Origin of the sequence: Streptomyces sp. NPDC047917, assembly GCF_043204345.1 — a bacterium.
In the GTDB taxonomy this organism is placed as follows: Bacteria; Actinomycetota; Actinomycetes; order Streptomycetales; family Streptomycetaceae; genus Streptomyces; species Streptomyces sanglieri.
Genome location: NZ_JBIDCA010000020.1, coordinates 17,267 through 36,562, shown reverse-complemented (window position 1 = coordinate 36,562; position 19,296 = coordinate 17,267). Strand labels below are relative to the sequence as shown.

At 68.5% G+C, this 19,296-nt stretch carries 17 protein-coding genes and 3 pseudogenes; 12 read left to right on the top strand and 8 right to left on the bottom strand.

The window, feature by feature from the left end:
* Window positions 1–4: 4 nt before the first annotated feature.
* Complete coding sequence (locus ACGF8B_RS37755) at window positions 5–559, bottom strand: hypothetical protein (RefSeq protein WP_392747001.1); 555 nt, start codon at window positions 557–559, stop codon at window positions 5–7.
* 1,939 nt (window positions 560–2,498) lie between these two features.
* On the opposite strand from ACGF8B_RS37755, the gene ACGF8B_RS37750 reads away from it, so the two are divergent.
* Window positions 2,499–3,755, top strand: a complete 1,257-nt coding sequence (locus tag ACGF8B_RS37750; protein WP_392746999.1) for a tetratricopeptide repeat protein — start codon at window positions 2,499–2,501, stop codon at window positions 3,753–3,755.
* A 32-nt stretch (window positions 3,756–3,787) separates the two neighbouring features.
* Here ACGF8B_RS37750 and ACGF8B_RS37745 read toward each other — a convergent pair whose 3' ends face one another.
* Window positions 3,788–5,251: a hypothetical protein gene (locus tag ACGF8B_RS37745; RefSeq protein WP_392746998.1), complete on the bottom strand. Its 1,464-nt coding sequence runs from the start codon at window positions 5,249–5,251 to the stop codon at window positions 3,788–3,790.
* A 123-nt stretch (window positions 5,252–5,374) separates the two neighbouring features.
* Here ACGF8B_RS37745 and ACGF8B_RS37740 point away from each other — a divergent pair.
* Both ACGF8B_RS37740 and ACGF8B_RS37735 read left to right on the top strand, forming a co-directional pair.
* Window positions 5,375–6,515: pseudogene (locus ACGF8B_RS37740) on the top strand (IS3 family transposase).
* Window positions 6,512–6,865, top strand: a complete 354-nt coding sequence (locus tag ACGF8B_RS37735; protein ID WP_392746997.1) for a transposase — start codon at window positions 6,512–6,514, stop codon at window positions 6,863–6,865. Before ACGF8B_RS37740 ends, ACGF8B_RS37735 begins: the two are co-directional and overlap by 4 nt.
* On the opposite strand, the gene ACGF8B_RS37730 is transcribed toward ACGF8B_RS37735, so the two are convergent.
* The gene (locus ACGF8B_RS37730) at window positions 6,792–8,159 is read right to left on the bottom strand and encodes a cytochrome P450 (RefSeq protein ID WP_392747148.1); all 1,368 of its coding nucleotides are present in this window, start codon (window positions 8,157–8,159) and stop codon (window positions 6,792–6,794) included. The genes ACGF8B_RS37735 and ACGF8B_RS37730 overlap by 74 nt on opposite strands.
* A 355-nt stretch (window positions 8,160–8,514) precedes the next feature.
* On the opposite strand from ACGF8B_RS37730, the gene ACGF8B_RS37725 reads away from it, so the two are divergent.
* Complete coding sequence (locus ACGF8B_RS37725) at window positions 8,515–9,288, top strand: IS5 family transposase (RefSeq protein ID WP_392746996.1); 774 nt, start codon at window positions 8,515–8,517, stop codon at window positions 9,286–9,288.
* On the opposite strand, the gene ACGF8B_RS37720 is transcribed toward ACGF8B_RS37725, so the two are convergent.
* Window positions 9,254–9,775: a hypothetical protein gene (locus tag ACGF8B_RS37720; protein ID WP_392746994.1), complete on the bottom strand. Its 522-nt coding sequence runs from the start codon at window positions 9,773–9,775 to the stop codon at window positions 9,254–9,256. The genes ACGF8B_RS37725 and ACGF8B_RS37720 overlap by 35 nt on opposite strands.
* A 559-nt stretch (window positions 9,776–10,334) precedes the next feature.
* Between ACGF8B_RS37720 and ACGF8B_RS37715 the strand changes: the two genes are divergently transcribed.
* The 3 genes and pseudogenes from ACGF8B_RS37715 to ACGF8B_RS37705 form a co-directional block, all read left to right on the top strand.
* A complete protein-coding gene (locus ACGF8B_RS37715; protein ID WP_392746992.1) occupies window positions 10,335–10,805 on the top strand; it encodes a VOC family protein in 471 nt (156 codons plus the stop codon).
* Between the two features lie 60 nt (window positions 10,806–10,865).
* On the top strand, window positions 10,866–11,012 hold the full coding sequence (locus ACGF8B_RS37710) for a hypothetical protein (RefSeq protein WP_392746990.1): 147 nt from the start codon (window positions 10,866–10,868) through the stop codon (window positions 11,010–11,012).
* 146 nt (window positions 11,013–11,158) lie between these two features.
* Window positions 11,159–11,819: pseudogene (locus ACGF8B_RS37705) on the top strand (aminotransferase class I/II-fold pyridoxal phosphate-dependent enzyme); the annotation flags it as partial.
* 280 nt (window positions 11,820–12,099) lie between these two features.
* On the opposite strand, the gene ACGF8B_RS37700 reads toward ACGF8B_RS37705, so the two are convergent.
* Entirely contained in the window at window positions 12,100–12,588 is a 489-nt protein-coding gene (locus tag ACGF8B_RS37700) for a winged helix-turn-helix transcriptional regulator (RefSeq protein WP_392746989.1), read from the bottom strand.
* Window positions 12,589–12,910: 322 nt separating this feature from the next.
* Here ACGF8B_RS37700 and ACGF8B_RS37695 point away from each other — a divergent pair, with 322 nt between their 5' ends.
* Genes ACGF8B_RS37695 through ACGF8B_RS37685 form a run of 3 tightly spaced genes read left to right on the top strand, consistent with a single transcriptional unit; the run spans window position 12,911 to window position 15,592 of the window.
* The gene (locus ACGF8B_RS37695; protein ID WP_392746988.1) at window positions 12,911–13,744 is read left to right on the top strand and encodes an acyl-CoA thioesterase; all 834 of its coding nucleotides are present in this window, start codon (window positions 12,911–12,913) and stop codon (window positions 13,742–13,744) included.
* Window positions 13,741–14,157: a hypothetical protein gene (locus ACGF8B_RS37690; RefSeq protein WP_392746986.1), complete on the top strand. Its 417-nt coding sequence runs from the start codon at window positions 13,741–13,743 to the stop codon at window positions 14,155–14,157. The genes ACGF8B_RS37695 and ACGF8B_RS37690 overlap by 4 nt, the downstream gene beginning before the upstream one ends.
* Window positions 14,147–15,592, top strand: coding sequence for an MFS transporter (locus tag ACGF8B_RS37685; RefSeq protein WP_392746985.1), 1,446 nt, complete (start codon window positions 14,147–14,149; stop codon window positions 15,590–15,592). The genes ACGF8B_RS37690 and ACGF8B_RS37685 overlap by 11 nt, the downstream gene beginning before the upstream one ends.
* 436 nt (window positions 15,593–16,028) lie before the next feature.
* Here the strand turns inward: ACGF8B_RS37685 and ACGF8B_RS37680 are convergent, their stop codons facing one another.
* On the bottom strand, window positions 16,029–16,496 hold the full coding sequence (locus ACGF8B_RS37680; RefSeq protein WP_392746983.1) for a hypothetical protein: 468 nt from the start codon (window positions 16,494–16,496) through the stop codon (window positions 16,029–16,031).
* A gap of 233 nt (window positions 16,497–16,729) precedes the next feature.
* Window positions 16,730–17,332 carry a helix-turn-helix domain-containing protein gene (locus tag ACGF8B_RS37675; RefSeq protein WP_392746982.1) on the bottom strand — a complete coding sequence of 201 codons (603 nt, stop codon included), beginning with the start codon at window positions 17,330–17,332 and terminating at the stop codon, window positions 16,730–16,732.
* A 191-nt stretch (window positions 17,333–17,523) separates the two neighbouring features.
* On the opposite strand from ACGF8B_RS37675, the pseudogene ACGF8B_RS37670 reads away from it, so the two are divergent.
* Window positions 17,524–17,898: pseudogene (locus tag ACGF8B_RS37670) on the top strand (transposase); the annotation flags it as partial.
* A gap of 69 nt (window positions 17,899–17,967) precedes the next feature.
* Here ACGF8B_RS37670 and ACGF8B_RS37665 read toward each other — a convergent pair.
* Window positions 17,968–18,495 (bottom strand): DinB family protein, encoded by a 528-nt coding sequence (locus ACGF8B_RS37665; RefSeq protein ID WP_392746980.1) that lies wholly within the window; start codon window positions 18,493–18,495, stop codon window positions 17,968–17,970.
* A 167-nt stretch (window positions 18,496–18,662) separates the two neighbouring features.
* Between ACGF8B_RS37665 and ACGF8B_RS37660 the strand changes: the two genes are divergently transcribed.
* The gene (locus ACGF8B_RS37660) at window positions 18,663–19,247 is read left to right on the top strand and encodes an IS5 family transposase (protein WP_392746979.1); all 585 of its coding nucleotides are present in this window, start codon (window positions 18,663–18,665) and stop codon (window positions 19,245–19,247) included.
* Window positions 19,248–19,296: the final 49 nt, after the last annotated feature.

The window sequence follows — 19,296 nt, the reverse complement described above, 5'->3', positions numbered from 1 at the left end:
ACGGTCATGATCTGCGGTCGGAGCGAGTCCCGGCCCAACCGGTGGCGGCCACTACCTCCCACGCGATGTCCACGACAGGCCGTCCGTCCGTCGGCACTCGCACGGTCTCTGCGGGGGCCCGCTGATCCAGGAGCCGTGCCTTGCGGACACTTCCTTCCAGTTCCTGTTCCAGCTCTGAGCCGAGTTCCCGGCCCACCAGCCTCTCGCGGGCGGTGGCGTCGGAGGAGGTGAGCAGGACTCGTATGATCCCCACCCTGGCCCCCATGGCACGCTCGAACATGCCCGTCGCCTCAGGCAGCACACTCATGGTGTTCGTATAGATCAGGCGTCGGTAGCCACGCTGAACGAAGTTCGCCCACACCGCAGTCAGATTGCTCTCGGTGATCTCCGCGCGGTGAGGGTCCCCCTGTGGTGCCGGATGCACCTGCCCCATGAAGTCACCATCGATGATCGCGTGAGAGACCGCCTCGCCGCGCAGCAGCGCCGAAACTTCCCACCCCACCGTCGTCTTGCCGACACCAGATCGTCCTCCGATGAGCAGTACTTCTGCGTGATCCATGGGAGCAGCGTGTCAGCCGGCGACCACCTCACGCGATCCGATATCGATCCGACCGCAGCCCCGCCAACAAGATCACGATCTACGGCTGCAGTATTAGTCACTCGAATTCGCTACAATCGTCAGCCTGACGAGCCAACAGAAGACCAGGGAGTTTCGTTGTCCTCTACACCGCCAGCTCCGGATAGCGAACCGGACTTAACTCCCGGATCGGGTTCCGGACCAGCGCCTTCGCCCCCACGGCGATCGCGCATGCGTAGGGCGCGGGAGTGGTTCAGCGGTCTGACCGAGGCCGGCAAAGTCGCCCTTGTAGTAGCTGTGATCACGACCGTTGGTGGAGGGACCTTCGGTGTCGTTGGCGCCGCCACTTCTGTGCTGGGTGGCGGGGGCGACCCGGTCGGCAATGCAGCGCCGCAGAAGTCGGGCAGCGGTCTGCCCTCCTCAACCCCTGAATGCAAGGTCGTCCGTCACGACCAACTGAGTTGCAAGCAAACGCAAGGGATCAGGGCTTACAGAGACCGTGACACCAAGAAAGTTGCCTCTGTGCTTGGCGCTAGTATCGACTTCGCCTGCTGGGTGAAAGACGGCGATGAAGTCTGGTACTGGGCGAGAGTAGAGAACGACGGGGAAAATTGGGGGAATGTTCCGGCGTCGAGTTTGACCAGCCGCAGGCACCCTTTCAGCGGCCTGGATAAATGCTGATCAGGTTGAAATCGTGGTGTCGTGGGGTCTGACGGCAGCCCACTGCTCGTCCGTGAGATCTCCCCGCGCCAGGGATCAATGATCATGAGTTAAGCGGTGTCGGGCGTCCTGCGTTGTGTCGCGGACTGTGTCCCTGAACGTGCACTCGTGAAATCACGTCAGAACCGGGGCCGCATTGATTCTCGGTGTGGGTTGGGGTGTGGGAACGGGGCTGGGCTGGGGTGTTGCAGGTTGGGTGAGAACCGGTCGAGGTGCTTTCGGGCCGGGTGGTAGGCGGCCTCCGGCCGACGAGGCGGACGACTCCGCAGTACTGACCGGGCCTCGACGAACTCCACGGCCGGGCCGTAGACCGCGACGAGCAACTGCCGCCCGTCGGTGCGGGCAATGCCGCGGTGTAGGGAAGACTGGCCGGGCGCCCCGGCAGTGCGTGCCCGCGTCCGGCCGATGCTGCCCGCTGCCGGGGCCTGGCCGGACTTCGCCGCGACCGCACTGCCGCAGCCGACGACGACCAGGCCGTCACTCCACTGACCTCGATCCGCCAGCAGCCGCAGCGCGGATCCGGCCGGCCAGTCGGCTGCAGCCTGGGACCGGCTGAAAAGGAGACTGGCCGCCTCAGTCCGTCAACCGCCTTTCAGCCCGCGCGGGGCCAGGAAGTGGGGGCTGGCCCCCGTGGCCCGTCTGTGAAAGTGCGGGGCGTAGAGGGTCAGTTGCTGCGGCGCGGGGCGTGGTCGGACTGTGGCGCTTCCCAGCCGCCGTGTGATGACTCAGTGAGCGAGGGTGACGGTGATCTCGGTGTCGTCGCAGCCTGCTGCGATTTGCTCGATCGCGGCGTGCTCGGCAGGGTCTGTGGTCAGGGTCCAGCGGGTTTTGACGGTGACTCAGTCCCTCAGGTAGCGGCAGGTTGCGGCTTTGGCCGGGGGCATCCATTCGGCCGGGTCACGGTCGGCTTTGGACTGGTTGGCGCTGTCGTGGACTGCGAGAAGGGAGCGTTCGTCGTCGAGGTCGTTGGCATAGGCCTGGCGTTCGGCGGAGGTCCAGGCCGCGGCGCCGAGTGGCGGGGAGCGTCATTCCAACTGAGTCGTATTCGAAGCTGTTGGTGGTGTCGGCCTGGCGTCAGGAGCGAGCGCTATGGTGCTTGGCTGTGGACGCTACTGATCTTGAATACCGAGCCCGGACACGGTCCGGGTGCATCCCGCCGGAGCTGGTCTCGCGGCTGCTCGAACGAGGCCATGCCGACGTGGTGGAGTCGCAGGCCGGACGCGGGGAGTGGTTCTGCGCGCTGGCGTGGGCTCGGCGGCTGGGTGATCAGGGTCGAGAGGCCGACGCGTTGAAGGCGCTTGCCCCGTACGTGGCGACGGGCTGGTGGACGGCTGTTGTTGCCGCGGCGGAGTTGCTGGAGGTCTGGGGCCGCATCGACGAGGCGATCGAAATCACCCGGACCCGCATGGAAGTCGGGCACCCGATGGCTTTGGAGGCCTACACGAGGCTGCTCGCCCGGCACGGCCGCGCCGAGGAGGCGTTCGGTCTGCTCGTGCCGCACGTCGACGACTGGTTGCTCGCCACCGCCCTGGTCGATGTCGCCTCTGTCGCCGGCCGTGACGAGGAGGCGGCCGCGCTGCTCGCCGGCCGGATCCGGGCCGACCACTGCTGCGACGGCCCGTGGTGCTGCCGCGGCCTCGATTCCGACATGGCGCTCGGCCTACTCGCGACGATCCGCGAGCGCCAAGGCTACATCGATGAGGCCATCGCTCTGCTCCGCCGCCGACAGATCACCTCAATCAACAGCCGAGACCAACTTGCCGAACTGTTGGCCCGGCGCGACCGAATTGAGGAACTGCGCGCCTACGCCGCGCTGGACGGACATGAGGAGGTCGTACAGCAGCTGGCGGAGCTGCTGGAGAAGGGTGACGACGTGGAGGGCGCGATCGCCGTATACGGGCAGGCCGACGGCCCCGCGACCCGGAACCCGAACTCGGCTTACGGACTCGCGCAGCTCCTGGCCCGACACGGACGGGGCGGAGAGGCGATCGCTGTGATGCGCGCCCAGGCCGACGTCCATCCTGGCGACGACTGGATTCTCCACGCCTTGTCCGAGCTGTGCCTCGACCAGGGCCGCCCCGCCGACGGCCTGGCCCACCTCGACGCCCTCGACGTCCAGCGCGGGGGTGAGGACGAGTGGGAGTTGTACTGGATGCGGTTGCCGCTGATCGCCGCCTGCAGTGGGGTCGACGAGGCGGTTGAACGGGCCCGTGCCCACCCCGAAGGCGCCACCTGGTACGCGGCGGAGCACATCGCCCGCCTCCTTGCCGATGCTGGGCGCACCGAGGAAGCCGTTACCGTCCTCCAGCAGCACGACCACAGGAACAGCCACGACCTCGCTGGCTACCTCGTCGACCTCGGCCGCGTTGAGGAGGCCCTGGCCATCCTGCTGCGCAGAAGCCCCCAGCCACCGCTCGTGCCGACGACACACCTGTGGTCCGACGAGCCACCATTCTGAAGTCCTGACCGAGTGCTGGCGATGACGGTCCATCATCCGATGGTTGGTGGGGCGTCGCGGTTGACGACAGCCAGCACCGGTGCGCCACCGTCCCAGGTGGACATACGGGCTTCGACGTAGGCGGTCCAGTCGGTGGCCGCGCGGCGCCGCCAGTGCTGGGCGGTGACGGCGTGGAGTCCGAGCAGGGGTGCGAGGACGGCTGGCGGCAGATCCTCGGCGAGCTGGACCAGTGCGGTGGTGCGGGCCGGCCGGATGGGGATGTGGTGGGCGGCCAGGCGCCGGGCGAGGGTGGCGGAGGAGATGTGCTGGCCGGGGCGGGTGCCGGGGTAGAGCCAGTGGCGCGGTGAGTTCGTCGCCCAGCCGGAGGGCGGCGACTGGGCGGCGAGGTCGGCCAGGAGGAGCGCGACGGGTTCGGGCAGGCGGATGGGGGTTTCGGCGAGGACGAGCACCGGGTGGGAGTCGACTTCGCTCAGGGAGGTGGTGGGCAGGGCCGCGATGCGGGCGAGGTGTTGGCCGAACAGGAGGAGTACCGCGCCGGCGGCCCGGACATCGAGGGGGATGGCGGTGTCGGTCAGGCACTGGTGAAGGAGCTCCCAGTGGGAGTCCTCGTCGAGGCCGACCGGGTCCTTCTTGGGACGGTGGGGCACCAGAAGCGGGTGGCTGTGGCCGCGACGCGCGGCCCAGACCACGAAGTCACGGACCTCGTAGCGCGTGCTCGGAGCGCCGGCGAGCCAGGCGTCGACCTGGTGCTGGGTGACATCCGCGAGACCGAGTCCTTGCTCACGCATGGCGGTGAGGAAGGCCACAGCAGTGTTGATCCGGGTGTAGGCCCAGCGGATGCGGTGCTTCGAGCCCGCGGGCCGCGGGCTCGCCCTGCGGGCTCGGGGAAGCAGCGACCAGCGGACGTAGGGGGACAGGAGCAGGGCGTGTTCGGGGTGGCGCTTGATGCGGGCCACGAGTTCGTTCCGCTCGGGCAGTACTTGGTAGGTGACCAGGATGCCGCGCAGGTAGTCGATGGTCTGGGCGTCGCCGCGGCCCACGTCGCGGGCAAGGCCGTCCAGGTCCTCGTGGGTCGGTGTTCGTTCGGCGGCGGCGAGGTCGGCCAGGAGGCGGGCAGAGTGGGAGTTACGGACCCAGTTCAGTACGGTCCTCGGTTGGTCGCATTCGGCCAGCGCGGCCCGCATGGGCTCGAACCGGCTGCGCGCCGCTGCGGGCACGGAGTCGAGGAGGGCGTCGAGCTGGTCGTGGAGGGTGCAGCGGTCACACAGCCCTCGCACCATGTAGGAGCGCGGATTTCCGCAGCGCGGGCAGGCGTACGGGTCGGTGTGTCCCGCGCACGGGCCGCAGACGCGGCGGCTGTTCCACTGGGCGATCAGCACCCGGGTCCGCTCGCACTCCGGGCAGGTGCCGGGGGTGGTTCGGGCATGGCGGTAGCAGGACTTGCAGACCGGGCCGAGCGGCCAGCGGGCGCACACCTCCGCGTGGATGGCGCACAAGGCGCAGGGCGCCTGCGGCCGGGGCCTGCACGAGGAGCACGGGTCCAGGTGGGACGGCCTGTCGCACGTAGAGCAGGATCGGGTTGTGGCAACTTGGCGGCGCCGGCACGGCGCACACGTCTGATGCGAGGGTCTCGCGCGGGTCTTGCCACAGGCCATGCATGGCCCCACGTTGCCGCGATTCGCGAGCGCACGTATGCGGCGGTGGCTGCCGATCTCGGTATCACCGCCGAGTCACTGCGAACGTGGGTCCGCAAGGACGAGTCCCCTGCGGCGACCGGACACCACGATGCCGGCGGGAGTGCGGCCGAGGAGCTGGCCCGGTTGAGGGCCGAGAACGCCCGGCTGCGACACGCGGAGAAAGAATGGCAGCTGGAGCGCGAGATCCTGCGCCGGGCAGCCGCCTATCTCGCTCGGGAGGTGAAGTGAGCCCCCGCCGCTGGGACTTCATCCCCGACAACCGCGCCGACTTCGGCGTCAAGCGGATCTGCCGGGTGCTCGGTGCGTCCCGGGCCGGCTACTACCGGCACCTGGCCACCAAGCAGACCCGCGCCGAGCACCAGGCCGAGGAGAAGCGGACCGTGAGCGAGATCCGCGCCATCCACGCCAAGCACCATGGCGCCTACGGTGCCCCGCGCGTCCATGCCGAGCTGCGGGCGAGAGGGCGCACGATCAACCGCAAGCGCGTCACCCGGCTGATGCGACGCCGCCCGCGCCGGACCTGGTGATGCGCGACTTCACCGCGGACGCCCTGAACACCAGGTGGTGCGGCGACATCACCTTCATAGCCGTCGGCCCGTCCTGGCTCTACCTCGCCACGGTGATCGACATCTACTCGAGGAAGGTCGTGGGCTGGTCGATCGCGGACCACATGCGTACCTCGCTGGTCACCGACGCGATCGAGATGGCCGTGGCCGCCCGCGGCGGCCGGGTTCACGGCGTCGTTTTCCACACAGACAGGGGCGCTCAGCACAACGCGGCCGCCCTCACCGACGTCTGCCGCCGCTACGGCATCCGCCGCAGCATGGGCCGGGTCGGCTCGAGCTACGACAACGCCCTCGCCGAGTCCTTCTTCCAGGGCCTCAAGCGCGAGCTGCTCCACGGACGCTGCTGGACCTCGAAGGCACAGACCCGGCTCGAGCTGTTCCGCTGGCTTTCGTACTACAACCGGCGCCGTCGCCACTCCGCGCTCGGCTACCTCACACCAGCCGAGTTCGAACAACAACTGACCACCACGACACGTACGCTGTCACTCGTCGCATGAAACCCGGTGTCCACTCCCCGGGATCAACCTCACAGGACTGGCTCGCCCTGAAACGATTACCCGCCTACGCTCCCGAGCTGAACCCGGTGGAACTGCTGTGGTCCTCGCTCAAGGAGCGCGAACTCGCCAACCTCGCCGACGACCACCTCGCCGATGTCGCCGACGCTACCGAGCAAGGCATCCACCGCATCGACGCCACCCCCCGACTGCCATGGTCATTCCTCGCCCATACGGGCCTGACCATCCACCACCACACCCACCGAACTTACGAAAAGGTCAGTAGTGCGGTGCGTCGCCTGCCCGGTCGATGGTGTGCATCCTCAATCGTTTGGGACGCAGGGTGCTGCTGAGCTGGGGACGGCTGTCGGTTCCGGCGGCAGGGCGGAGTTTCCAGCGTGTGGCGATGGTGGCCAGAGCGAGAACGGCCTGGGCGAGGCCGAACTGATCACCCATGCATTTGCGGGCACCGCCGCCGAAGGCGAAAAAGGCGTCTCGTTCTGGTGACCTGCCTGCGGTGGCGGCCCACCTGCCGGGGTCGAAGCGCCCGGGGTCCGAGTATGTGTCCGGCCGATGGTGGATGAGATAGAGGCTGTAGGCGATCGTGGTGCCGATGGGGATGCAACAGCCGCCGAGGCGGGTGTCACGGGTGGTGGTCCGGGTGATGAGCGGCACCGGCGGGTAGAGGCGGAGCGTTTCCCTCACGATGCCTCCGGCCAGTGGAAGCTTGGGGATGTCCTGGTAGGTGGCGGGACGTCCGCCCACAACCGCGTCGACTTCCGCGTGCAGACGTTCTTCAACGCCTCGATTGCGCGACAGGAGGTGCAGGGACCAAGCCAGCGTGGTGGCAGCCGTCTCGACGCCGGCCATGAAGAAGGTGACGGCCTGGTCGGCCAGCTCGATGTCCGACAGGCCCGGTTCATCGCCTTCGGGATCGCGGGCGTTGAGCAGGATCGACAGGAGGTCATCGCCGCCGCCGTCGTGGGCGACGGCACCCAGACGGCCGCCGACGGCACTGGTGACCGTGTGGCGAAGCCGGCCGTTCGCACGGTGGTAACGGCGGTTGGCAGTGGTCGGCAGCCCGTCCAGGACAGCGGGTAAGAACATGCGGCGGTAGATTCCGGCGAGTACGACCGTCAGATCGTCCGAGGTGTGCGCCATGGTTTCCGGGCTCAGCATGGTGCTGAACATGGTTGCGAGCAGGACCCTGCTGGTGATTTTCTCCATGTCGGCCGGTACGTCGATGACCTGCCCGTCGTTCCAGCACGCGGTGACCGCGTTGACGTGTTCCAGCATGACTTCGGCCTGGCCGGCGAGGCGGACGTGATGGAAGGCGGGCTGCGTCAGTCGCCTCTGCCGCCGATGCTGCGAGTGCGGGCACGTCAGAACGCTGTTGCCGAGGACTTCCCTGGCCCGGTCAAAGAGGACTCCGCCCTTGTCGAAGACACGATCACTGACCAGCACGTACCGGGTGAGTTCGGGAGTGCAGAGCACAATCGCCCGCTGAGGACCGATCCGGATCTGCACCAGATCACCGTAGGCAGGCAAAGATCTGAGGAAGCCGAGCGGGTTGCGGAACAGCGGGAGGGCATGGCCGACGAGCGGCAGCGCTCCGGGTGCCTCGGGAACGGAAGCCGTTGTTGTCACGGGCTCCCTCTCTAGTCGCTGCGGGTGGGCCGAAGCGATTCCGCGATCAGTGCTGCGACAGTCTGGCGGCCGGCGACGACACACAGGCCGTGGGCATCCCAGCTGCACGAGGTGATACCCAGCCAGTCCGGGCTACAAGCCGCACGCGTGACTGAATCACTGCTGCGCCCCTGGCCCCTGTGCGACATCCCCATGGGTGTTGAAGTCCATTCGAGCGTCAGGAGGCCCTGTGCCTCAGTCTTCCGTGCTGGTGTCCGTGGAGTCCAACCCGGATACCCCGTCGTGTGACTGTCTCGCCCATGTGTACGGGAACGCGGCCGACCATGGTGAGCGGACGCTTCGTTACCCCTCGGACATGACAAGTGGGCCGAGGTCCGTGCCGCGATGCCGGTGCGGCTGGCTGGAGGGCCGTGGCGGGCAGCCGGAAAGCTACTGCCACTGGCAGATGGTCGACGCGATCCGCTTTCTCGTCGACAACGGAATCAAGTGGCGGGCGATGCCGGTGGACTTCCCCGGCTGGGACCGGGTCTACACATTCTTCCGCCGCTGGAGGGACAAGGGCCTGGTCAAGGAATTCCACGAGCGGCTGCGTGGGAAGGCCCGCGAGCCGGCCGGCCGGGACCCGGAGCCGACCTCGGGCATCATCGACGCCCAGTCGGTCAAGGCCGCCGCGTCCGTGCCCGCGTCCTCACGCGGCTTTGACGGCGGGAAGAAGATCAATGGCCGTAGGCGGCACATCGTGGTCGACACGACGGGGCTGCTGCTGACGGTCATGGTCACTGCGGCGAACGTAACCGACCGGGAGGCGGGTCAGGTTCTGCTGGCCCGGCTGACCGAGCGGTTCTTCCTGCTGAGGCTGGTCTGGGCTGACGGCGGATACACCGGACCCCTGGTCGACTTCGCCGCGAAGGTGCTGCGTCTCGCACTGACGGTCGTCAAACGCAATGCGGACGCTTCGGGCTTTGTGGTGCTGCCCCGCAGGTGGGTGGTGGAGCGGACGTTCGGGTGGCTGATGCCATCGCGCCGCCTGGTCCGCGACTACGAGGGGCGGGCCGACACGTCCGAGGCGATGGTGCTGTGGTCGATGACCATGGTCATGAGTCGCCGCCTTGCGAAGCGGCGACGCTGAAAGAGCCCGGGGTGTTCTCGACGAGCCAGCCCCGCGCGGCCAGTCGCTTCGCCTTGGACCGCACCCCTTCGATCTTCGCCGGGACCAGTTCGAGGCCCAGCGCGTCGGCAAGTTGCCAGCAGATCGCTGGCCCTTCGCCGGACCGCTCACGATCGACTAGGACGTGCATGATCCGCTGGTAATCCGGCGACAGCACCGTCGTGTCAAGCCCCTCCCGTCGCACCGGCACCACTGAATGGGGCGCCGCCCCGGGCGCCGCCGGTCGCGGAACAATCGGCCGGGCACCCCCGGAAACTTCCACGTCCTTGGGCTCGCGGGACTCGGACAGCACCTGGCTCACCGTCTCCTTCGCGATCACAGGGCGATGCTGCGAGGCTTCCGCCTCCTCCAGCTCGGCAACGAGCCGGTCCAGCTCGTCTCGCAGCGTCTCCACTCGCTGCCGGACGGCGACCTCCCGCTCCTCGAGCAACCCCATCACAGAGGGCATCCGGCACCTCCACCGAAGAGAGAACACGACGTGTCATCTCTACTGCAGAGAACGCGACTTTGCGCCTGACCAGCGGATACCTGGCGATTACCCTCGGAAAGACAACAGCTTCTTATTGCCCTGTCGGTTGGGATGGGTGGGCTGGTCGGGGCCGTCTGCCGGGTGGCTACGGCTGTGGTTGGGGGAACAATCCCTGCTCGGTCTCGACCGGGATGCCGCGCTCGGTCAGCCGTCTGAGTTGCAGGCAGGTGTTGTTGATGTTGTTGGGCGCGATTTCGATGTCTATCGCCTCGCACGGCGCAGCACAGCGTCTGTGTGCTGTACGTCAGGACAGGGGGCACGAACATGCCTGCCGCTGCCGCTGAGGTGTGCCCGTCGGTGCTTCTGCGCACACCTCTGCGCTACTCCAATGGGCTTAAAGCGGCGAGCCATCCGTGTACAGCTGCCCGCGAATCTTCCTGGAGGGCGAGCCGGTGAAATTGCCGGCCACTTCGAAGGGGGAACCTACCGTCAATGCAGTTCATCAACGGAGCATGAGACCGACAAGTGGAGGCACCAGATGGCCGATCTCCCGCCACCGCCAGAGGGGATTGTCCTGGCCCACTTCATCGTCTCGGACGATGTCGAACGCTCTCGACGCTTCTACACCGAAGTGCTCGGCGGCCGGCTGGCCTACTCCGGCCCTGGAGGCCTGACCTATGTCGCACTCGCCAACAGCTGGATCATCATCAACAGCGGCGGAGGCCCGACGGACGACAAGCCCTCGGTCACTCTGGAGGTGCCGCGCGATTCCAGCCGCGTCAGCAGCTTCCTCAATATCCGCGTCAAGGACATCTACCCCTTGTACGAGGAGTGGAGCGCCCGAGGTGCCCAGTTCCTGACGCCGCCAAAACAACACGCGTACGAGATCCGCTGCTACATCCGCGACCCTGACGGCCATCTGATCGAAGTCGGCCAGACCACCGACCCGGAGGGAGACTGGACACCGGCTCACTGGCCCCCGAGTTCCCGCACCGGCGATTCCGAGTGAGCCTGGCTCGGCACACGAGAGCACTACTGGACAACAGACGGCGCTGCCAAGTTGTTGAGTATGTCGGTGTCTGACGGCGCGTTGGGGCATGGTGGGGCTCCCGCCATCCACCTGTACGAGGAAGCCGGGTTCGTCAGGATCACCCGCGAGGGTCTCCCGGTGGCCGACTATTACGCCCGCGCCGACATCCTCATGGAACTGAAGTGACGCTCCGTCCGGAGCTCGCAATCTGATCGAGGCTGAACTCGCGCTCGACCGCGGACCGTGAGCGAGCTCGTCGAAATGGCGGCGCCGATCCACACACGCACCCGGACGCCGTGCCAAAGTGATCAGCCCTCCGGACGGCGCTGTCCCTGCAGACCCCCGCGCACCAGTTCCCGACGGGCCTGCCGTTCCACCCCGACCGGCGGGCGGCGGTCGGCTGGGCGGGCGGCACTGGCGGGCTGATGCTGGAGGACGACTACGAGGGGAGTTCCGCTACGACCGGCAGCCGGTCGGCGTGCTCAGGGGCTCGACCCAGAAGGCGTCGTCCACCTGGGGCGACGAGCAAATCCCTGGCGCCGGGCTGCGGCTGGGGTGGATGGTGCTGCCGGAGAGCCTGGTGGAGGAGGTGATCGAGGCGAAAGGGCTGAGCGACGGGTCGTCGAGCGCGCTGGAGCACCTGACGATCACGGACTTCATCGCGTCGGGCGCGTACGACCGCCATGTGCGGGCGATGCGGCTGCGCTACCGCCGCCGACGCGACCAACTCGTCGCGGTACTCGCGGAACGGGCCCCCGGTGTCCGGGTCAGCGGTATCGCCGCCGGCCTGCATGCCGTGCTCGAACTCCGGAGGGCGGCGAGGAAGCCGCGCTCCGGGCGGCGGCCTGGCAGGGGCTCGCGCTGGACAGGATCTCGGGCTTCCGGCACCCGCAGGCGCCGCCGGGGCGCGACGCACTGGTCGTCGGCTACGGGACACCGACCGACAGCGCGTGGGCGGGAGCGCTGGAGGCTCTCTGCCGGGCGCTCTCCTGAGGCCGGGTACCGCGGAACCCCGGGAACGGATCACTTCTCCGAGAGGGGGCGTCCGGCCGCTCCGTCCCGCGTCTGCGGCCTCCCGGTGGCCGCGGTGGCTGGACGGGAACGAGTGATGGTGCGGCCAAAAGAGCGGGCCGTCATGTGCGGCGCCCGTAGCCTTCCGATCCGCAGACCGGACCGGAAGAGCCGGCTCAAGGATCCGACGGTGATACCGGAAGCGGCGGCCGGCAGGGGGCGCCGGCGCCCGGTACGGGCGTCCGGCGAGGGTTCCGGATGATCACGTGTCCGTCGGCGACGGTGCGCCGGGGGAGTCTGCCGCGGAGCGCTGGGGGACGCCACCGATGCGGACCGCGCGGGCGCTGTCGGGAGGGACGGGCCGGCTGCAGGCGTCGCAGACGGTGCGCGGATGGAGGACCGCGCCGCAGTTGTGCCGGAACACCGTCGGGGCCTCTCCCTCGGTCACGTAGTGGTCGCCCCACTCCTTGAGGGCGAGCAGGACCGGGTGCAGCGCGAGTCCGGCCTCGGTCAGCGTGTACTCGTAGCGCGGCGGGTGGGCCTGGTAGAGCTCCTTGGCCAGGACGCCGTTCTCCACGAGCTTCTTCAGCCGGGCGGTGAGGATGTCCCGGCTGGCGCCGGTGTTCGCGGCGATCCGGTCGAAGCGGCGCACCCCGAAGAACACCTCCCGCAGCGCGAGCAGGCTCCAGCGCTCGCCGATGACGGCGAGCGAGTTCGCGATGGAACAGGGGCGGGGGCGGGCGACGGTCATGGGTGTGGACCTCCGGGGAGTGGGCGCCGTGCCGGGGCGGCACGGCGCATGCGGGCGTCGCTCCGGGTGCGGAGCTCGTCGGCCGCCGGGAGGTTCCGGGCTCACCTGCCGCCCCGCAGTACGTCGTCCATCGTCTGCCTCCCGGGCCGGTCGACCTCTCATCCTAGACCAGTGGGTTGGAAAAGAAGACCCATGAGGCGGAGCCTGGGGCGGTCCGGATCAGGGTGCATTTGTTTTTCAAACTTACTCCCTTATAGTGAGTCCTGTTTTCCAACTATCTGGCTCGGGCATTCCTCGGGCCCGACCGAACGAGGAGACCGGAATGAGGACTTCACCACCCGGCAGCACGTCTGTCACCGATGAGGCGGTGGCCCGGATCGACCCCCTGTGGAGGTCCTGGGCGGGCGCGCACGGGGGGCATGTCGCAGCGGCGGCGCTCACCGCCATGCGGGAACGGGGCGTCGGGCAAGGCCGCCCGCTCCGCGCCCTGACCGCGCACTTCCTCGCCCCTGTCGACGCCCGTCCGCTCGGCCTGTCCCTGACCGGACCCCGTGGGGGACGTCGGGCCTCCACCTGTCTCTTCACGGCCCATCAGGACGGAGCCGCGGTGCTCGCGGGGTCGGCGCTGTTCGGCTCCGGCCACCCGGGGCCCGGCTATGACGGGCGGGCCTTCCCCCAGGTACCGGGTCCGGCCGACTGCGTGCCCCTCGACCTGCCCGGCGGATTCGTGGCCTTCGCCCAGCAGGTGGAAGTGCGACCCGCCACCGAGGCGCTGCCCCTCGCCGGGGGCGAGCTGGCCGAGCTGGTGGCCTGGGTGCGATTCACCGACGGGCGGCCGCTGGACGAGGCCGCGATCGTCACCCTCACCGATGTCCTCCCGCCCGCCCTGTTCGCGTGCTGGCGCACCCCGCGTCCGGTGCCGACCGCCGAGCTGACCATCCACTTCGCCGACACGCCGGCCTCCGAGGTGCTCACGGACCGGGCCCTCGTCCGGATCCGTACCGAACAGGCCGGCGGCGGCTGGGCGGTCGACGACAGTGAGGTGTGGTCGGCCGACGGCCGACTGCTGGCCCTCGCCCGGCAGGCCCGCGTCGTCCAGGACGCCCCCTCGGAGAACGCCCCCTCGCCCTCGGCAGCCCCCCGGGAGACCTCGTGAACACCGGCGGAGCCATCGCGCTCGTCACCGAAGCAGGCCGCGGACCGGGCCGCGCCGTCGCCCCCGTCCCCGGAAGGAACGGTGGCGGGGCCCCGGCCGGCGTACTCCCCGTGCTTTCCCGGCACACGCTGCCGCAGACCGGCTCGTACGGCACCTTTGAGTCGGCGGCCCGGCCGATGACCAACGCGGTGCGCGAGGAGCTGCGTGCGCAGGGCACCCGCACCGTCGCCGTGCACCCGGAGTTCATCGACACCGACATGGCCGCCCACGTCGACCGGGCCGGGATCAGCCCTGCCGACGTGGTCGACCAGGTCCTCGACGCCGTCGAGGCCGCCCGCGAGGAACTCCTCGCCGACGGCGTCCCCCGCCAGGCCGGGGCCATGCTGTCCGGAGGAGCGAACCATGACCACTGAGCTGCGTGACACAACGGCCGAGGAGCGCGACGACGCCCGCGGCAACCGCCCCGGGCCGGTCCTCGTCGCCGCGTGCCTGGGACTGTTCACGGTGTTCCTCCAGACCACCCAGACCATCGGCACGCTCGGCGCCGTCCAGGCCGATCTGCGCCTCGCCCCGGCCGACATGGTGTGGGTGCCGAGCATGTACACCCTGGTCGTGGCATCCTGTGTACTCGGCGCGGGCGCCCTGGCCGACCGGTGGGGTCGCAAGCGCGTCTTCCTGACCGGGACCGCGGCGATGGCCGCAGGCGCTCTGGTGCTGGTCCTCGCCGACAACCTGGCCACCCTCCTCGTCGGCCAGGCGATCGCCGGTCTGGGCGGTGCCCTGATCACCCCCAGCTCTCTCGCGCTGATCACCCACGCCGTCCGCGACCCGCGCCGCCGTGCCGGGGCGATCGCCGCATGGGCGGCCACCTCCGGGCTGGGCCTGGCCGTCGGCCCCCTTGTCGCGGGCCTCGCACTGCGCTGGTGGACCTGGCACGCGGCCTTCTGGCTCAACCTCGTCATGGCGGGCCTCGCAGCGATCGTCGCGCTCGGCCGGGTCGCCGAGTCCCGCAATCCGGCCCAGCGCCTGGACTGGGCGGGACAGTTCACCGCGATCGCAGGTCTCGCGCTCCTGGTCTTCTGGCTGATCGACGGCGGTCACCACGGCTACGGCTCCGCACGGGCCCTGGCCGCCGTTGTGGCATCGGTCCTTCTGCTGGCCGCCTTCGCTCTGGTAGAACTGCGCCGTACCGCCCCCATGGTCGACCTGCGGCTGATGCGTGATCCCTCCTACAGCGTCTCCCTCCTGCTGGCCGGGACCGTCCTGTTCGGCTTCGTCGGTCTCAGCCTTCTCCAAGTGCTGTGGCTGCAGCGGGTACGGGGCCTGACCGCCCTGCAGGTGGGCGTTCAACTTCTTGCGGAATTCGGTGCGTTCATCGCCGCCTCGGTCCTGGCTGGCATACTGGTGCGCCGGCTCGGGCCGCGCGTCCTGATCACGGCGGGCCTGCTGTTCGCGGCCGTCGGCGCCGTCCTCTTCGCACAGGTCGGACCGGGCACCGCGTTCGCCGGGTACGCCGCTGCGTTTGTCCTGTTCGGCTTCGGCTGCGGTCTCGCCAACGCCCCGTCCACCGCCCTCGCCGTCGGCCACGTCCCACCGGGCCGCGAGGGCGAGGCGGGCGGCACCGTCAACGCCGCCCGTCAGATCGGCGCCGTCCTCGGCACCAGTATCCTCGGCACACTGGTCACCACCCGCTTCGAGGACCGCGTCGCCCACGTCCGCGACCCGCGCATCGCCTTCACCGACGCGGTCACCCACACCACCTGGGTCGCGGTCGCGGTCCTCGGCGCCGGCGCCGTATTGGCACTCGGACTGTCGGCCTGGTCCCGCCGCAGGGCAACCGCCGGGTGACCGGGGCGAACGAGGCAGGGCGGGAAGCTGAACGCCACCCGGGCCGACGAACCTGAACCGCCTGCCCGCCCGTTTGTCCGCCTGCCCGTCCGGCGCGGTTCGCGAGGGCGGGCGGGCGCGGGCGGGGCGGGTTCAGACCGGTTCGGGGGTGTCCTGCGGCGCCTCGCCGAACCGGGCCAGGGCCAGCCGCGCCCGCCACCGCCACCACGAAGCCGACGACGGGCCGCGCCGTCGCCAGCAGTCGTGCCACCCCGTCGGCACAACCCGACAATCTTGGCCTTGAACTCCGGCGTGAATGAACGGCGAGGGCGGCGAGGCTTTTCTTCCCCATGCTCTCCATGAACAGAGCCGAGCCCGCCAGTTAATCATGCTGCCCCGCCGGGGATCCCCAAGATCCCCGAGAGTCACCGCCACGACTTTACCGACGCCCTGAGGCTCAGACGTGTTCGCCATTACTATCTTCCGCATACCATTTACCACAGTGCTTCTTCTCGCGCGGGTAAAGAATGCAAACCCGTACGGAATGGTCTGCGTTATTGAAAAACCCGAAGCGGATGCCTATTCCGATGTCGGAGATTTTAGTCGGCCCACACGCCATGTTGGGTTTACTGTTCGGGAGTGCGTTGCCGAGCGTCCTCTCCAGGGAGATCTTTACGTCGGGGCGTTTGGTCGAAGTGATTTCCGCGTAGGTCTTGTCGGAGATCCTGTACTGCCAGAGGCGGACGTGGGTCGACTTGTAGGATGCGCCGTACCCCTTTAGGCGGGCGTTCAGGTCCGCCAGCGGGGGTGCGTCACAATGACGAGTCACTTCACGGATTGCTGCGGGATTAGCTGGGGCACTCGAGGCCGGGATGAGCAGCGTGGCAGAAACAGCTGCGACACTCAACACAGACTTGACGAACATTTATGACTCCTCTCGCTGTCTCCGGGGCTTGGGGACCGTGGGGTGCCGCCGTGACGGCCCCGGTGGTGGTGGTCTGCCTTCTGATCCGAGCGCCCCGGTTCTTCGGTCTCTGAAACGTCCGGAAGGCCCGGCCCGTATTAACGGGCCGGCCGACCCTTAAGACGTTAGGGCGTGCGGTTTTCTTGGGCCAGCGTGCATGGTGCTCAATGTCGGGTGCGGGTTGTGCACGGTGCTCAGACGGCCCGGATGTTGGCGATGCGGAGCATGTGGACGATGTCGTGAATGCCGGTGCCGGCGGTGAGGAGATCGAGGCCCAGGACGGACTCGGCCGTGCGCAGGTGGTGCGGATCGTGTTGCGGCTGATGCCCAGGGCGCAGGCAGCCTGCTGTGCGTCGGTGTTGGCGTCGATCCATGCCCGGAGAGTGCGGCGGTGCCGATCCTGAAAGGGGACGGAGGGTGGCTGCGGCCCAGGCAGCGGCGCGTTCGGTGCGCAGCAGGTCATCCAGGGTGGAGGGTGGTTGGTCGTAGTCGGGTTCGGGGGCGGTGTGGGAACTGCTGAGGACGAGGGCCAGGTGGACGGCGGCGCGGCAGCGGACGTCGGTGAGGTCCAGGCCGAGTGATGCTTCGGTGCGTTTGAGGTGTGCGTTGACGGTGTTGCGGCTGAGGCCGAGGAGCTTGGCCACGGCGGACCGGGGCATGTTCATGGCCAGGCGGGTGATGTCGGTGCTGGTCTTCGCGGCTGTGTCCAGCGGCTGCAGGAGTGTGCGGGCCCATTCCTGGGCGGCCTGGCGGGGAAGGACGCCTGCCAGCGGAGTCCGGCCGTGATAGGAGGCCACGCGGCCGGGAGCGGTGCAAGCAGCGGCCAGGGCGTGGGCCGCCTGGCTGTAGGCCTCGGCCGCCGCGTGAAGAGGATGGCTGCCGCTGACGCCCATCGCGTAGCGCGGGTTGTCGCGGACCAGACAGTGCAGGGTCTCGGCGTGACCGCGCGACTTCCCGCCAGGGACGTCTGGTTTCTCGTCGTCCGTAAATCGCCGGACGGGTCCTCCGCCGTCCGGAAACCCTCTCCGAGACCGAACACCTCAACCTGCAGAACGGCGGGGCCGACCGCCCCGAAATCGACGCACTCACCAGGCACGTCCGGTCCTTCGCGACCACGCTCACCGAGCGCCAGGGCGAGCGCCTGCCGAACTGGCTCACCGCCGTCAGACAGGACGACCTCCCCAGCCTCCACACTCTCGCCGCAGGCATCGACCGCGACCGCGAAGCCGTCATCGCCGGCCTCACCCTTTCCTGGAGTTCAGGTGTCGTCGAAGGGCATGTCAACCGGATCAAGATGCTCAAACGCCAAATGTCCGGCAGGGCCGGTTTCCAACTCCTCAGAAAAAGAGTCCTGTTGTCGTAGCAGCTGGTGACGGTGTCACGACACTACTAGTAAATAGATCCAGCCGAACAAGCTGTCGCCAACTGCGTTTCACGCACCGGTGACACCGTCGATGCGCTCTCGGATCAGGTCGGCATGGCCGTTGTGACGTGCGTACTCCTCGATCATGTGGACCATGATCCAGCGCAGCGAAACCCCTACGTCACCTACGTGGCTGGCTTCCTGCTCAGACAGCCGACCGAAGTCGTCCAGCGAGGCGGCAGCTATGAGCTCACGCCCTCGAACGATTTCTGTCTGCCAGACCGCCATGGCCTCGTCGAGTCCTCGGCCATCTTCAAGTGCAAAGCCGTCGGCGTTGCTCTCCCCGAAGACTGCGCGCACGTCCTGGCCTGCGAACACACGCTGGAACCAGTTGCGTTCCACCTCGGCCATGTGCTGGACGAGGCCCAGCAATGTCATCGACGACGGCGCAGCCGAGGCCAGTCGTAATTGATCGTCTTTGAGGCCCGAGCACTTCAGGGCGAGAGTGGCACGGTGAAAGTCGAGCCACGATTCCAGCATGGCACGCTCGCCAGCATGTGTGGGTGGGACAGGGCGTCCATCCGGTGTCGAAGTCATGCCAGCACCCTGGCACACGCCGCCACGTACTTCGCGGGCCTTCGCTGGCGACGAACACACGCGACCCCTCTCGCTCAGGCAGCCCAGTGGCAACATCTTGCCGAGCAATGTGAGACGACGTTTGAGATCTGCCGTGTCCCGGGGCGGAAGGGGGCGTTGAGCCATACGTGAGTGGCTCTGGGGGCGGGTATCCGTCGGATCTGGCGGATGAGCAGTGGGCTCTGGTCGAGCCGCTCTTGCCGGCGGCGAGGGTCGGGCCGAAGGGCGGGCGGCGAGAGAAGCACCCACGTCGGCGGATCGTGGATGCAATCTTTTATGTGGTGTGGACCGGGTGTGCCTGGCGTCAGCTGCCGAAGGACTTTCCGCCCTGGACCACGGTGTACTGGTACTTCACCTGGTGGCACGACGAAGGAACTATTGAGCGGGTCCACGACACGTTGCGCGGTCGGGTTCGTGAGGCTGACGGCCGTAGCGCGGAGACGAGCGCCGGGCTGATCGACTCGCAGTCCGTGCGCACGGCCGACACTGTTCCAGCCAACACCCGCGGCTTCGACGCGGGCAAGAAGGTGAAGGGACGCAAGCGGTTCATGGTCACGGACACCCTGGGCCTGCTGTTGGCGGTGCACGTGGTCGCGGCGAGCATCCAGGACCGCGACGGCGCGAAGCGTTCGTTGCTGTGGACCCGCCTGGACCATCCGGGCGTGCAGAAGATCTGGGCGGACCAGGGCTTCGCCGACCGCCTCGTGGAGTGATCACGCACGATCCTCGGCCGTGAGCTGGAGATCGTGCGCAAGGCCCCGG

What these genes read in the sequence shown, in the direction of transcription:
- ACGF8B_RS37680 (WP_392746983.1), bottom strand. Translation starts at nt 16,496, where the DNA reads ATGTTCGTCAAGTCTGTGTTGAGTGTCGCAGCTGTTTCTGCCACGCTG.
- ACGF8B_RS37720 (WP_392746994.1), bottom strand. Translation starts at nt 9,775, where the DNA reads ATGCCCTCTGTGATGGGGTTGCTCGAGGAGCGGGAGGTCGCCGTCCGG.
- ACGF8B_RS37695 (WP_392746988.1), top strand. Translation starts at nt 12,911, where the DNA reads ATGAGGACTTCACCACCCGGCAGCACGTCTGTCACCGATGAGGCGGTG.
- ACGF8B_RS37685 (WP_392746985.1), top strand. Translation starts at nt 14,147, where the DNA reads ATGACCACTGAGCTGCGTGACACAACGGCCGAGGAGCGCGACGACGCC.
- ACGF8B_RS37755 (WP_392747001.1), bottom strand. Translation starts at nt 559, where the DNA reads ATGGATCACGCAGAAGTACTGCTCATCGGAGGACGATCTGGTGTCGGC.
- ACGF8B_RS37710 (WP_392746990.1), top strand. Translation starts at nt 10,866, where the DNA reads ATGTCGGTGTCTGACGGCGCGTTGGGGCATGGTGGGGCTCCCGCCATC.
- ACGF8B_RS37665 (WP_392746980.1), bottom strand. Translation starts at nt 18,495, where the DNA reads ATGACTTCGACACCGGATGGACGCCCTGTCCCACCCACACATGCTGGC.
- ACGF8B_RS37735 (WP_392746997.1), top strand. Translation starts at nt 6,512, where the DNA reads ATGAAACCCGGTGTCCACTCCCCGGGATCAACCTCACAGGACTGGCTC.
- ACGF8B_RS37700 (WP_392746989.1), bottom strand. Translation starts at nt 12,588, where the DNA reads ATGACCGTCGCCCGCCCCCGCCCCTGTTCCATCGCGAACTCGCTCGCC.
- ACGF8B_RS37715 (WP_392746992.1), top strand. Translation starts at nt 10,335, where the DNA reads ATGGCCGATCTCCCGCCACCGCCAGAGGGGATTGTCCTGGCCCACTTC.
- ACGF8B_RS37725 (WP_392746996.1), top strand. Translation starts at nt 8,515, where the DNA reads ATGACAAGTGGGCCGAGGTCCGTGCCGCGATGCCGGTGCGGCTGGCTG.